A 12985-nucleotide genomic window follows, 5' to 3' on the forward strand; every position below is an offset into this window, starting at 1 on the left:
GCGCTCGCGATCGTCACTGGTCTATTTCTCGTCGGTGTCGGAGAACACCCATCGCTTCGTCGAGAAGCTGGGGATCCCCGCCACGCGGATCCCACTGCATGGCCGCATCGAGGTAGACCAGCCCTACGTCCTCGTCCTGCCGACTTACGGCGGCGGTCGGGCCACCCCCGACCTGAACGCCGGCGGCTACGTCCCCAAGCAGGTCATCGCCTTCTTGAACAATGAGCACAACCGGTCGTTGATCCGCGGCGTCATCGCCGCGGGCAACAACAACTTCGGCGCCGAATTCGCCTACGCGGGCAACGTGATCTCGCGCAAGTGCGGCGTTCCGTACCTCTACCGCTTCGAACTAATGGGAACCCAGGACGACGTGGATGCCGTCCGCGCGGGCTTAGCCAATTTTTGGAAGGAACAGACGTGTCACCAACCGTCGCTGCAGAGCCTGTAACCACCGGAGCCCACGCGTTGCCGGGGGAGACGGATTATCACGCGCTCAACGCGATGCTGAATCTGTACGACGCGGACGGCAAGATTCAGTTCGACAAGGACCGCGAGGCCGCGCATCAGTACTTCCTGCAGCACGTCAACCAGAACACGGTGTTCTTCCACAATCAGGATGAGAAGCTCGACTACCTGATCAAGGAGAACTATTACGAGCGTGAGGTTCTTGACCAGTACAGCCGCAACTTCGTCAAGACGCTGCTGGACCGCGCGTATGCCAAGAAGTTCCGGTTCCCGACGTTCCTCGGCGCGTTCAAGTACTACACCTCCTACACGCTGAAGACGTTCGACGGGAAGCGTTACCTGGAGCGCTTCGAGGACCGCGTCGTCATGGTCGCGCTGACGCTGGCCGCCGGAGACACCGTCCTGGCCGAGAAGCTCGTCGACGAGATCATCGACGGCCGGTTCCAGCCGGCCACCCCGACGTTCCTGAACTCGGGCAAGAAGCAGCGCGGCGAGCCGGTGAGCTGCTTTCTGCTGCGCATCGAGGACAACATGGAGTCGATCGGGCGATCGATCAACTCCGCGCTGCAGCTGTCCAAGCGTGGCGGGGGAGTCGCGTTGCTGCTCAGCAACATTCGCGAGCACGGCGCCCCGATCAAGAACATCGAGAACCAGAGCTCGGGCGTCATCCCGATCATGAAGCTGCTCGAGGACTCGTTCTCCTACGCCAACCAACTCGGGGCCCGCCAGGGCGCCGGCGCGGTGTACCTGCACGCGCATCACCCGGACATCTACCGGTTCCTGGACACCAAGCGCGAGAACGCTGACGAGAAGATCCGCATCAAGACGCTGAGCCTGGGCGTGGTGATTCCCGACATCACCTTCGAGCTGGCCAAGAAGAACGAGGACATGTACCTGTTCTCGCCCTACGACGTCGAGCGGGTCTACGGCCTGCCGTTCGCCGACATCTCGGTCACCGAGAAGTACTACGAGATGGTCGACGACGCCCGCATCCGCAAGACGAAGATCAAGGCGCGCGAGTTCTTCCAGACGCTGGCCGAGCTGCAATTCGAATCCGGTTACCCCTACATCATGTTCGAGGACACGGTGAACCGGGCCAACCCGATCGACGGCAAGATCACCCACTCGAACCTGTGCTCGGAGATCCTGCAGGTGTCCACGCCGTCGGTGTTCAACGATGACTTGTCGTATGCCAAAGTGGGCAAGGACATTTCGTGCAATCTGGGTTCGCTGAACATCGCCAAGACGATGGACTCGCCCGACTTCGCGCAGACCATCGAGGTCGCGATCCGCGCGCTGACGGCGGTGAGCGATCAGACGCACATCTGGTCGGTGCCCTCAATCGAGCAGGGCAACAACGAGTCCCACGCGATCGGGCTCGGCCAGATGAACCTGCACGGCTACCTGGCCCGCGAGCGCATCCTCTACGGCTCCGAAGAAGGCGTCGACTTCACCAACATGTACTTCTACACCGTGCTCTACCACGCGCTGCGCGCGTCGAATCGCATCGCGATCGAACGGGGAACCAAATTCGGCGGCTTCGAGAAGTCGAAATACGCCTCGGGCGAATTCTTCGACAAGTACACCGAGCAGGTGTGGGAGCCGGCCACCCCGCGGGTGCGGGAGATCTTCGCCGAGGCGGGCATCCGCATTCCGACGCAAGAGGATTGGCAGCGGCTCAAGGAGTCGGTGCAGCAGCACGGCATCTACAACCAGAACCTGCAGGCCGTCCCGCCGACCGGGTCGATCAGCTACATCAACCACTCGACCAGCTCGATCCACCCGGTGGCGAGCAAGATCGAGATCCGCAAGGAAGGCAAGATCGGCCGCGTCTACTACCCGGCGCCGTATCTGACCAACGACAACCTGGAGTACTACCAGGACGCCTACGAGATCGGCTACGAGAAGATCATCGACACCTACGCCGCGGCCACCCAGCACGTGGACCAGGGGCTGTCGCTGACGCTGTTCTTCAAGGACACCGCCACCACCCGCGAGGTGAATAAGGCGCAGATCTACGCCTGGCGCAAGGGGATCAAGACGCTGTACTACATCCGGTTGCGTCAGATGGCTTTGGAGGGAACAGAGGTCGAGGGCTGCGTGTCCTGCATGCTCTAAACCTCGCGCTGATCGGGCAGTCTGCCCAGGTCAGAAGCCGCGACGAGGTAAAGTGCTTGACGTGGTGAGAATTCCCCGGCCCCACCCCAGCGTCAAGCCTGGGGCCAAGGTCGACGCGCGCAGCGAACGCTGGCGCGAGCACCGCAAGAAAGTGCGCAGCGAAATCGTCGACGCGGCCTTCCGGGCCATCGACCGACTCGGCCCCGAGCTGTCCGTGCGGGAGATCGCCGAGGAGGCCGGCACCGCCAAACCGAAGATCTACCGGCATTTTCACGACAAGTCCGACCTGTTCCAGGCGATCGGGGAGCGGCTGCGCGACATGCTGTGGGCGGCGATCTTCGCCTCCATCGACCTGAAAACCGACTCGGCCCGCGAGGTGATCCGGCGCAGCGTCGAGGAGTACGTGATCCTGGTCGACAAGCACCCCAACGTGCTGCGCGTGTTCATCCAGGGCCGCTCGCCCGCCAGCCCCCAGATCTGGGACGAGGGACGTGGCATCACCCTGGCCGTGGCCGACATGTTCGACAACGAGCTGCGCGAAATGGAGCTCGACCACGCGGCGGTCGAGCTGGCCGGCCACGCCGCGTTCGGCTGCGCCGCGTCGGCCACCGAGTGGTGGCTGGGCCCCGAGCCGGAAAGCCCGCGCCTGATGTCGCGCGAGCAGTTCGTCGCGCACCTGACCACCATCATGATGGGTGTGATCGTCGGCACCGCCGAGGCGCTGGGCATCACGATGGACCCTGACCTGCCGATTCACGACATGGTGACCGTTAAGCCGGCCGCGGGCTGAGCGGGCCGCGGCGTTGACAATCGCCGCGGCCATCGATAACACTCGTCCAAACCGATACCCTGGGTACTGGGTATCTGCGTCAGCCGGGGGCCGCAGCCGAAGACGCCAGCTAACGCCGACCCGAGACAGGCCTGGATAGAAGGACCGATCGACCGTGACCGACGTCGTGACACAAACCGAGACACTGCCGGGCGCCGGCGCCCACAAGCCGGTGCACACGCGCGCCGTCATCATCGGGACCGGATTCTCCGGCCTGGGGATGGCGATCGCGCTGCAGAAGCAGGGCGTCGGCTTCGTCATCCTGGAAAAGGCCGGCGACATCGGCGGGACCTGGCGGGACAACAGCTACCCCGGGTGCGCCTGCGACATCCCGTCGCACCTGTACTCGTTCTCCTTCGAACCCAAGCCCGACTGGAAGAACCCGTTCTCCTATCAGCCCGAGATCTGGGATTACCTCAAAGGGGTCACCGAGAAGTACGGGCTGCGCCGCTACATCGAGTTCGACTCGCTGGTGGATCGTGCGCATTGGGACGATGATGAGAACCGCTGGCACGTGTTCACCGCCGACGGGCGCGAGTACGTCGCGCAATTCCTGATCTCGGGTGCCGGCGCGCTGCACATCCCGTCCATGCCCGACATCGAGGGACGCGACGAATTCGGCGGCGCCGCTTTCCATTCCGCGGAGTGGGACCACAGCGTCGACCTCACCGGCAAGCGCGTGGCGGTGATCGGGACCGGCGCCAGCGCAATTCAGATCGTGCCGGAGATCGTCGAACAGGTCGCCGAACTTCAGCTCTACCAACGCACTCCGCCGTGGGTGGTGCCGCGCTCCAACCCCGAGATCCCGCCGGCGGTGCGCCGCGCCATGGAGAACGTGCCCGGCCTGCGCGCGCTGGTCCGCCTCGCGATCTACTGGGGGCAGGAGGCGCTGGCGATCGGCATGACCAAGCGGCCGAACCTGCTCAAGTTCATCGAGGCCTACAGCAAGTACAACATTCGCCGGTCGGTCAAAGACCGGGAGCTGCGGCGCAAGCTGACCCCGAACTACCGCATCGGGTGCAAGCGAATCCTGAACTCCACCACCTATTACAAGGCGGTCGCCGACCCGAAGACCGAACTGATCACCGACCACATCTCGCGGATCACGCCCGACGGCATCGTGACCGCCGACGGCACCCACCGCCGGCCCGACGTGATCGTGTACGCGACCGGCTTCCACGTCACCGACTCCTACACCTACGTCCAGATCAAGGGGCTGCACGGCGAGGACCTGGTGGACCGGTGGAACCGCGAGGGCATCGGCGCGCACCGCGGGATCACCATCGCCGACGTGCCCAACCTGTTCTTCCTGCTGGGTCCCAACACCGGGCTGGGGCACAACTCCGTGGTGTTCATGATCGAATCCCAGATCCGTTACGTCGCACACGCGATCGCGACCTGTGACAAGCTGGGCGCGCAGGCGCTGGCCCCGACCCGCGCCGCCCAGGACAAGTTCAACGACGAGTTGCAGCGCAGGCTGGGCCCGTCGGTGTGGAACAGCGGCGGGTGCAGCAGCTGGTATCTGGACGAGCACGGCAAGAACACCGTGCTCTGGGGCGGCTACACCTGGGAGTACTGGCGGGCGACCCGTTCGGTCAAGCCGGACGAATACCAGTTCTATGGCGTGAACATGGGCAGGAGCGCGGCAGTCTAGGCGCTGAGCAGAGTTGTTGCGGCGCTGCGCTGTTCGCTTGACTTCGACTTCTTCGCGAGGTCCTGCCGCACGATCCGGTCCAGGACCCGGTCGGAGACCAGCCGGCTGATCCGCACCAGGATCGCGGCGTCGCGTCCGATGGTGTAGCGCGTGCGGGGACGCGAGGCGGTCGCCGCCTTGGCGATGACTCTGGCGGCATGCTCGGATGACACCCCGGTCTCGGTGAACGAGTGAGCCTGTGCCGTCACGGCCACCGTCAGGTCGCCGTAGCGGGCGAGTTGGGCAGCGGTCATGTCGGCCTTCAGGCCCTCCGCGGTGGCGATTCCCCGTTCGACCATCTCGGTTTTGACCGCGCCGGGTTCGACGACGACCACCTTGATGCCGAGCTGTGCGACCTCGCGTCGCAGGGCATCACTGACCGCCTCGAGTGCGAACTTCGAACCGGCGTAGGCGCCGTACGTCGGCAAAACCACTTTGCCGCCGACGGAACTGATGTTCACCACGGTGCCCGAGCTGTAGAGCAGCGCCGGTAAAAGAGCCTGCGTCATGGCGACGTGACCGAACAAATTGACCTCGAACTGCTTGCGCCACTGCGCTATTGGCAAGGCTTCCACCGGCGCGTTGATCGCGATGCCGGCGTTGTTGATCAGCGCGCGCAGCGGCCGCCGCAGTGGGTCTCGCGTGACGCGGTCCGCGATCGCGGCCACATCCGATTCCATGGTGATGTCGAGGATGACCGGTTCGATGCCCTCGGCCCGTAAGGCGTCGGCGTCGGTGTCGCGGCGCACACCGGCGAGCACGTGAAAACCTCTGCGGGCCAGTTCTTTAGCCGTCGCTGCCCCCATCCCGGTGGAAGCTCCGGTCACGATGATCAGCTCTTGACGGTCGGCGGGATTCGACGAATTCATAACGGTCTCCATCCGGTGGGAGCGGTTGAGTTGACGCTGTCAACTGAAGCTAGGCGTTTGAGTTGACATTGTCAACTGGTGTGCTGGCTTATGCTCGGCGGGTGACGACACGAGCGGAGAGCGCTGCGGCGACACGTCGCTCGCTGCTCGAAGCCGCGGGAGTTTTGCTCGACCTCGGCGGAGTCGAGGCCGTCACGTTGCGCGAGGTGGGCGCCCGGGCCGGTGTTTCGCGCTCAGCGGCGTATCGCCACTTCGCCGATAAGGAATCGCTGCTCGCGGTCCTCGCGACGAATGCATTGGGCGAACTGGGCGACTTACTTGAGGCTTTGGTCGACAGCGACGATTCGCCCGAGAATTCGTTGCGTTCCGGTCTGCTTTCGCTGATCGAGCTGGGGCGCACCCGGCCTCACCTGTACCGGCTGATGTTCACCCCGCCGGCGGGGGACCCGACCGACGCGATGCGCGTGGCCGAACGTGCGCAGGATTTGTTTCTCGACATCGTGAGTGGCATTACCGGCCCCGGGCAGGCACGACGTTACGGGGCACTGCTGTTGACCAGCGCCCACGGGATCACGGGCCTGGATTTGAGTGGCCACATGGATTTGGACAAGTGGCACACCAATGCCGAGGAACTCGTCGACACCCTCATCTCGGTGCTGCCAAAAGCTGGATGAAAGCCTGTGCGGCCGCGTCCACCCCGGCCTCGTCATTGGTCGCGACGAGATCCAGCAGCAGCCCGCGCGCGACGGCCAGGCCCAGCCGCGCCAAGGCGGGGTCGACCGGACCCTCGGCGACCGCCTCGACCTCGGCCAGCCAGCCGTCGACAGCACCGGGAATCATTCGGGCAAAAGGCTTTTCGCCCTGGGCGGCGCGCGCGTAGCACTCGAAAAACAGGCGCTCGGATTCGCGCAACTCGGGTCGGCGGAGGTCGGCCCACATCGCCGCGAAGCTCTCGGCCGGGTTGGCCGGCAATTCGGGCAGCCGCCGCATCTGGCGGCGCTCGACCTCCTCGACGATCGCCACGAGCAGATCTTCTCGAGAACCGAAGTGGTGCAACAGCATCCGGTGGCTGGTGCCGACGGCGGCGGCCACCTCGCGCAGCGACCGGTCGCCGATGCCGCCGGTGGCGAACTCGGTAACGAGCGAATCGAGGAGCCGCCGGCGCCGCTCGGTGTCAGGAGTGCGCGCCATCGGCGCGGGTGAGCTGCTCTGATCGAGCCTTGAGGCCCCGGGCCTCGAGTTGCAGGAAGCGCTTGGTCTTCTTGGCCATCAGCCGCCCGACCAGTGCGCCCAGTGCGCCGCGCTGGTCGAGTTGCTGGCGCACCAGCGTGCGGCCGCCGGGCTGGGCGATGACCTCGTGCCGGGCGGTCACCCGCACCCCTGGCGAATTCTGCACCCAGGTCCATGACCTACCGGGGGCGATCTCGGTGACCTTCCAGACCAGCTTCGACATGCCGGGTTGCTTGATCGCGAACCGCCTGCCGACGGCAAGGCTCGAACCCTCAAGGCCGGCAAGGGAAGTCACCGACGCGGTCCATTCGGGCCAGTGCTCGACGTCGGTGAAGACCTCCCACACGAGTTGGGGTGGTGCGTCGATCTGGACGCCGTCTTCGGTAAACATGTACCAAATGGTACATTCTCGGCGCGTAATACTGGAGGCTGGATTGAAATCCGGTGGCGGCCGGACACGCCAGCGACACGTAAACACAACTTCTTGTGTTCCGCTGCGTTGTCGCACCCCAGGGGTAGTGTCTGGAGCCTGGGATTCATCCGGCAAAACGGTGTGTGAAGTGGGGTTCTGGTGAGCGAAAACATGAAGCTGATCGACCGGGTTTCGGCGATCAACTGGAACCGACTGCAAGACGAAAAGGACGCCGAGGTCTGGGACCGGTTGACCGGCAACTTCTGGCTGCCCGAGAAGGTGCCGGTGTCCAACGACCTGCCGTCGTGGGGCACCCTGACCGCCCACGAGAAGCAGATGACGATGCGGGTCTTCACCGGCCTGACGCTGCTGGACACCATCCAGGGCACCGTCGGGGCGGTCAGCCTGATCCCCGACGCGCTGACCCCGCACGAAGAGGCCGTCTACACCAACATCGCGTTCATGGAGTCGGTGCACGCGCGCAGCTACAGCAACATCTTCTCCACGCTGTGCTCGACCGCCGAGATCGACGACGCCTTCCGCTGGTCGGAGGAGAACCCCAACCTGCAGCGCAAGGCCGAGATCGTCATGCAGTACTACAAGGGCGACGAGCCGCTGAAGCGCAAGGTCGCCTCCACGCTGCTGGAGAGCTTCCTGTTCTACTCCGGCTTCTACCTGCCGATGTACTGGTCGAGCCGCGCGAAGCTGACCAACACCGCCGACATGATCCGGCTGATCATCCGCGACGAGGCCGTGCACGGCTACTACATCGGCTACAAATACCAGCGCGGTTTGGCGCTGGTCGACGATGCGCGCAAGCAGGAGCTCAAGGACTACACCTACGAGCTGCTCTTCGAGCTCTACGACAACGAGGTGGAGTACACCCAGGACCTCTACGACGAGGTCGGGCTGACCGAGGACGTCAAGAAGTTCCTGCGCTACAACGCCAACAAGGCGCTGATGAACCTCGGCTACGAGGCGCTGTTCCCGCGCGACGAGACCGACGTGAACCCGGCCATCCTGTCGGCGCTGTCACCGAATGCCGACGAGAACCACGACTTCTTCTCCGGCTCGGGCTCGTCGTACGTGATCGGCAAGGCCGTCGTCACCGAGGACGAGGACTGGGACTTCTAGCCCCGGGTCAGAGCTCAGGAACGGTCCGGCTTATCGGACGGGGTTCGCGCCCGCCCACAGTTAGTTGCGCCGCTGAAGATGAGCGGGGTCACCGGGCTGCTCTATAACCCGCTCGAGGGTTGTTACAAATCGCGTTGTAATTAGATGTGGAAGCGATTACGCTGCCATCGACGATTCGGGACGCGTCACCAAACATCGGGGTCGCCAAACGGGGAGGTTTGGGAAATATGTTGTTCCGTGCGGCTCGCAGCACCGCAAACGTGGTCACTACCGTCTCATGACCGTGGCGTTGCTGACCAAGCATCTATACGAGTTTGCGGTGGAATTGCGCCGGTTGGCCTACACCATGCCTGGTGGTTATGAAGATCCCCTCATCCATCTCAGTGAGCGGATGGTCCACTGCGCCAGGGAGCAGAGCTCGGAAGGTGTTAGCTAGCTCAGCCGATCGACGTTGCCTATTTCGATTGGTAGCAGCGATTGGCAAACGCGCAATGTGTTTCCCGCAGGCTGCTTCCTCGGGATTGTGATGCCAACCAATTATTGACTCAACCGCCAATAAATCCGGGGCAGAAGATTCCCGGATCCGCCGGCAAGATACCGGGTTTATCGACGCCATACGTTCGGGTATTTGACGTTGCAATGTTAAGCAGCTAGCAGGCCCGCCGTGATGGCGACCGGCCAAGCGCACCCGCTTTACCGCGGGTCTCCGCCATTCCCTTGCAGCCCAACGGGAATCGTCATTCCGGTGGGGGCACACGGCGAATATAAGAGCGTGATCTCATGAAGAAAACACTGGTGGCGCCGCTCCTTGTGCCGGCGTTCTTCGCCGCACTCGTCCTGAGCAGCGGCCCTGCGCGTGCGGACAGCGATGGTTACATTGCCGAGCTGCAATCCGACGGCGTGCCCATCCTCGGTTTGGCCGGTCCCGGCAGGTATATCCAAGCCGGCTACACCATCTGCATGGAGTTGCACAGTGGAGCGTCACCGGCCACCGCTGCGGATTCGTCTGGTTTCGGGCAGATCTATGCATGGAAACAGCAGCTTGTTACAGCGGCCCAACACAACCTGTGCCCGGACACTCTGCGGTGAGCGGGGCCTGAAGTCTCAGAGCGGCTCGTCGTACGTGATCGGCACGGCCCGTCGTCACCGAGGACGGGGATTGGCACTTTCACCGGCTGTCACCTGCGCCGACGCGCGCCGTTTCCAGCGCGGCAATCTCGGGTATCTCAGGCGAATTCCCTATCTGGATGGAGAACGCGTGACCACCGCCGAACAACCAGCGCCGGAAGGCGACGATCAGCCCCCGCAAGCCACCGAGGACGAAGGCGGCTCCGACGCCGACTCCGCAGAGCCCAGCCGATCGCCGGGAAGTGATGCCCCGCCCGCGGGCGAATGAGCCGCCCGCAGCCGCCAATAGGGCAGGCCGGTGTTCCAGTAATGAACGGCGTATGAATTGTGCGCATGGCGGGACCGCCCGCTGGCGCGGGTGATACGGCTGCCCTGACACTGTTGGGGTGACGAATACCGCCGCCTCTGCCACCACCAACTTCTGCCGTTCAGTGCTGCGCTGGCTGCGCGCCGGCTACCCCGAGGGCGTGCCCGGGCCCGACCGCGTGCCGCTGCTGGCGCTGCTGCGCAGCACCCCGCTGACCGAAGAGCAGATCGCCGAGGTGGTGCACAACATCACCGCGGAGGGATCGCCGGCGATCGCCGACGGTGTGATCGACCGCGACGAGATCGCCCATTTCATCTCCGACATGACGCATTACGACGCCGGGCCGGAGAACATCATCCGGGTGGCCGCCACGCTGGCCGCCGTCGGATGGCCGCTGGCCGGCATCGACGTCAGCGAGGTCATCCCCGGCGACGAGTGGGGAGAGGCCGCCGAGATCGCCGCGCGCAGCGGGGCCTCCGAAAGCGCCCCGGGCGCGACGCTGTAGGGCCCACCAGCGCCCCTGGCGCCCTACAGCTTCGAGATGTCGATGACGAAGCGGTAGCGCACGTCGCTGGCCAGGACGCGCTCGTAGGCTTCGTTGATGTAGTCGGGCTCGATGAGCTCGATTTCCGGTGTCACGTTGTGCTCGGCGCAGAAGTCCAGCATCTCCTGGGTCTCGGCGATGCCGCCGATGTTCGACCCGGACAGGCTACGGCGCGCCAGCGCCAGCGAGAACGCCCCCACCTCCATGGGATGCTCGGGAATGCCCAGCTCGACGAGTGTGCCGTCGACGTCGAGCAGGCTCAGATAGTCGTTGAGGTTCAGGTTCGCCGAGACGGTATTGAGGATGAGGTCGAAGCTGTTGCGCAGCTTCTTGAAGGTCTCGCGCTCGGCGGTGGCGTAATAGTGCTTGGCGCCCAGCCGCAGCCCGTCTTCCATCTTCTTCAGTGACTGCGACAGCACCGTCACCTCGGCGCCCATCGCGGCGCCGAGCTTGACGCCCATGTGGCCCAAACCGCCCAGGCCGATGATCGCCAGGCGGGTGTCCTTGCCGGCCTTCCAGTGCCGCAGCGGCGAGAACAGCGTGATACCCGCGCACAGCAGTGGGGCCGCTTTGTCCAGCGGCAGCGAGTCGGGGATGCGCAGAACGAAGTTCTCGTCGACGACGATCGCCTGGCTGTAGCCGCCCTGCGTCGTGGTGCCGTCCCGGTCGGTGGCGTTGTAGGTGAAGGTCGTGCCCCGGCTGCAGTACTGCTCGAGGCCGGCCTTACAGCTGTTGCACTGTCCGCAGGAGTTCACCATGCACCCGACGCCGACGTGGTCGCCGACCTTGTGCCTGGTGACCTCGGAGCCGACGGCGGTCACGACACCGGCGATCTCGTGGCCCACGACCAGCGGGTAATCCGGCGTGCCCCATTCGCCTTTGGCGGTATGGATGTCGGAGTGGCAGATTCCGGCGAACTTGATGTCGATCGCCACGTCGTGCGGACCCGGGTCGCGCCGCTCGATGGTGGTCTTGGTCAGCGGTGCCGTCGGCGAGGTGGCCGCGTACGCCGAAACTGTGCTCATGGGGATCCCTCTTCGATTCGATGCGTCGTCAAGAAGTTTAGCTAAGGTAAGAGTTCCTTCGCCATCGGACGGGGCGAACATCACGTTATGACGAGGGACGCGTTTTTTGCCGGACCGCCGTCAGTTGATCGGGGCGTTCACCAGGCGCAGGTCGTCGACGATGCCGCGGGCCGCGATCAGGCCCTCGCCGGTTTGCCAGATCTCGTCGTTGACGATGTAGACCCGGTTGTCCCGGTTGGCCGACAGCTTGCGCCACGGGTTGCTGTCCAGGATCGTGGCGGCCCGGTCGGCGGCGGACGGCGAGGCGCAGGACACGTACACCACGTCGGCGTCGGCGATCGACAGGTCCGGATTCTTCGCCAGGTCCGCGTCGCTGCTGCCGATCTCGATGTAGGGCTTGTCGGTGAATCGCTGGGACGCCGGCCGGTCCACGCCGACCGCACCCAGCACGCTGGCCGGGAAGTTGTTGGCGCCGAACACCCGGATCGTGCCGGTCGTCAGCTGCACGATCGACGCCTGATAGTGCGAGGCGTCGTGCCGCGCGCCGATGTCGGTCGTTCGCCGGGCAAAGCCGCTGATCAACCCGTCCACCGCGGCGGAGCGGCCGGTGGCGGCGCCGACCGCGCGCAGGTTGTCCTGCCACGCCGCGCCCGGCGCGGCCGTGAACACCGTCGGTGCGATCGCGGTCAGCTGCGGATACAGCGTCGGGGTCAACCCCTGCGACCCCAGGATCAGGTCGGGGTGGGCGCTCGCGATCGCCTGCAGGTCGGGGTGCGAGCGGGTGCCGACCCCCGGCAGGCCGTGCACCGCGCCGCCCAGGTAGGCGGGCTGACTCGGGGACCCGTCCGGCAACGCCGCGCCGACCACCCGCGACTGCAGACCCAGCGCGCACAGCGTGTCGAGCTGGTCGCCGGAGAGCACGACGATGCGCTGCGGGTCGGCGGGCACCAGCACCACGTCCGGGTTGACGCCCGCGGCGTTGTGGACCTGCCGTTTCGCGGAACCCGCATCGGCCTCGGCGGCGTCGTGCGCGCACGAGTCGTCGGGGCGGCGGTCGTTGCCGAGCACGCCGGCGCCCGCGATCTGGGTCGTCGGAGTGACCAGGGAACGGGCCGACGCCTGGCCGGCGTTCTTGTCCGATCCGCAGCCGCTGGATGCCAGGACGAGCGTCGCTGTCACCGCGGTCGCCGCGGCCAGCCGGGCGGGTCTGATCACGCCGAACAACACGCGT

The 12985-nt window shown here is 65.1% G+C and carries 14 protein-coding genes; 9 read left to right on the top strand and 5 right to left on the bottom strand.

Annotated elements, in window-relative coordinates:
* The first annotated feature begins 16 nt into the window (after window positions 1–16).
* The 4 genes from nrdI (at window position 17) to A5708_RS19940 (ending at window position 5066) form a co-directional block, all read left to right on the top strand.
* On the top strand, window positions 17–448 hold the full coding sequence (nrdI, locus tag A5708_RS19925) for a class Ib ribonucleoside-diphosphate reductase assembly flavoprotein NrdI (RefSeq protein ID WP_065030292.1): 432 nt from the start codon (window positions 17–19) through the stop codon (window positions 446–448).
* A complete protein-coding gene (nrdE, locus tag A5708_RS19930) occupies window positions 418–2583 on the top strand; it encodes a class 1b ribonucleoside-diphosphate reductase subunit alpha (RefSeq protein WP_065030269.1) in 2166 nt (721 codons plus the stop codon). Before nrdI ends, nrdE begins: the two co-directional genes overlap by 31 nt.
* A 61-nt stretch (window positions 2584–2644) precedes the next feature.
* A complete protein-coding gene (locus A5708_RS19935; protein WP_065030270.1) occupies window positions 2645–3373 on the top strand; it encodes a TetR/AcrR family transcriptional regulator in 729 nt (242 codons plus the stop codon).
* Between the two features lie 154 nt (window positions 3374–3527).
* Entirely contained in the window at window positions 3528–5066 is a 1539-nt protein-coding gene (locus A5708_RS19940; RefSeq protein ID WP_065030271.1) for a flavin-containing monooxygenase, read from the top strand.
* On the opposite strand, the gene A5708_RS19945 is transcribed toward A5708_RS19940, so the two are convergent.
* Window positions 5063–5974 (bottom strand): SDR family NAD(P)-dependent oxidoreductase, encoded by a 912-nt coding sequence (locus A5708_RS19945; RefSeq protein WP_065030293.1) that lies wholly within the window; start codon window positions 5972–5974, stop codon window positions 5063–5065. The genes A5708_RS19940 and A5708_RS19945 overlap by 4 nt on opposite strands.
* Window positions 5975–6075: 101 nt before the next feature.
* Between A5708_RS19945 and A5708_RS19950 the strand changes: the two genes are divergently transcribed.
* A complete protein-coding gene (locus A5708_RS19950; protein WP_065030272.1) occupies window positions 6076–6648 on the top strand; it encodes a TetR/AcrR family transcriptional regulator in 573 nt (190 codons plus the stop codon).
* Here the strand turns inward: A5708_RS19950 and A5708_RS19955 are convergent.
* Window positions 6620–7165 carry a TetR/AcrR family transcriptional regulator gene (locus A5708_RS19955; RefSeq protein WP_065030273.1) on the bottom strand — a complete coding sequence of 182 codons (546 nt, stop codon included), beginning with the start codon at window positions 7163–7165 and terminating at the stop codon, window positions 6620–6622. The genes A5708_RS19950 and A5708_RS19955 overlap by 29 nt on opposite strands.
* Window positions 7149–7595 carry an SRPBCC family protein gene (locus A5708_RS19960; protein WP_065030274.1) on the bottom strand — a complete coding sequence of 149 codons (447 nt, stop codon included), beginning with the start codon at window positions 7593–7595 and terminating at the stop codon, window positions 7149–7151. The genes A5708_RS19955 and A5708_RS19960 overlap by 17 nt, the downstream gene beginning before the upstream one ends.
* A 180-nt stretch (window positions 7596–7775) precedes the next feature.
* Between A5708_RS19960 and nrdF the strand changes: the two genes are divergently transcribed.
* The 4 genes from nrdF to A5708_RS19975 all read left to right on the top strand — a co-directional run bounded on the left by nrdF (window position 7776) and on the right by A5708_RS19975 (window position 10690).
* Window positions 7776–8750: a class 1b ribonucleoside-diphosphate reductase subunit beta gene (gene nrdF, locus A5708_RS19965; protein ID WP_170879956.1), complete on the top strand. Its 975-nt coding sequence runs from the start codon at window positions 7776–7778 to the stop codon at window positions 8748–8750.
* Between the two features lie 780 nt (window positions 8751–9530).
* The gene (locus A5708_RS19970; RefSeq protein WP_065030275.1) at window positions 9531–9839 is read left to right on the top strand and encodes a DUF732 domain-containing protein; all 309 of its coding nucleotides are present in this window, start codon (window positions 9531–9533) and stop codon (window positions 9837–9839) included.
* A gap of 70 nt (window positions 9840–9909) precedes the next feature.
* The gene (locus A5708_RS26955; RefSeq protein ID WP_155766092.1) at window positions 9910–10146 is read left to right on the top strand and encodes a hypothetical protein; all 237 of its coding nucleotides are present in this window, start codon (window positions 9910–9912) and stop codon (window positions 10144–10146) included.
* 118 nt (window positions 10147–10264) lie between these two features.
* Window positions 10265–10690, top strand: a complete 426-nt coding sequence (locus A5708_RS19975) for a DUF3349 domain-containing protein (protein ID WP_065030276.1) — start codon at window positions 10265–10267, stop codon at window positions 10688–10690.
* Between the two features lie 23 nt (window positions 10691–10713).
* Here A5708_RS19975 and A5708_RS19980 read toward each other — a convergent pair whose 3' ends face one another.
* On the bottom strand, window positions 10714–11754 hold the full coding sequence (locus tag A5708_RS19980; RefSeq protein ID WP_065030277.1) for an NAD(P)-dependent alcohol dehydrogenase: 1041 nt from the start codon (window positions 11752–11754) through the stop codon (window positions 10714–10716).
* A gap of 120 nt (window positions 11755–11874) precedes the next feature.
* Entirely contained in the window at window positions 11875–12981 is a 1107-nt protein-coding gene (locus A5708_RS19985; RefSeq protein ID WP_065030278.1) for an iron-siderophore ABC transporter substrate-binding protein, read from the bottom strand.
* Window positions 12982–12985 lie beyond the last annotated feature (4 nt).

The organism is Mycobacterium colombiense, from assembly GCF_001672755.1.
In the GTDB taxonomy this organism is placed as follows: Bacteria; Actinomycetota; Actinomycetes; order Mycobacteriales; family Mycobacteriaceae; genus Mycobacterium; species Mycobacterium colombiense_C.

What these genes read in the sequence shown, in the direction of transcription:
- A5708_RS19945 (WP_065030293.1), bottom strand. Translation starts at nt 5,974, where the DNA reads ATGAATTCGTCGAATCCCGCCGACCGTCAAGAGCTGATCATCGTGACC.
- A5708_RS19980 (WP_065030277.1), bottom strand. Translation starts at nt 11,754, where the DNA reads ATGAGCACAGTTTCGGCGTACGCGGCCACCTCGCCGACGGCACCGCTG.
- A5708_RS19955 (WP_065030273.1), bottom strand. Translation starts at nt 7,165, where the DNA reads ATGGCGCGCACTCCTGACACCGAGCGGCGCCGGCGGCTCCTCGATTCG.
- A5708_RS19960 (WP_065030274.1), bottom strand. Translation starts at nt 7,595, where the DNA reads ATGTTTACCGAAGACGGCGTCCAGATCGACGCACCACCCCAACTCGTG.
- A5708_RS19970 (WP_065030275.1), top strand. Translation starts at nt 9,531, where the DNA reads ATGAAGAAAACACTGGTGGCGCCGCTCCTTGTGCCGGCGTTCTTCGCC.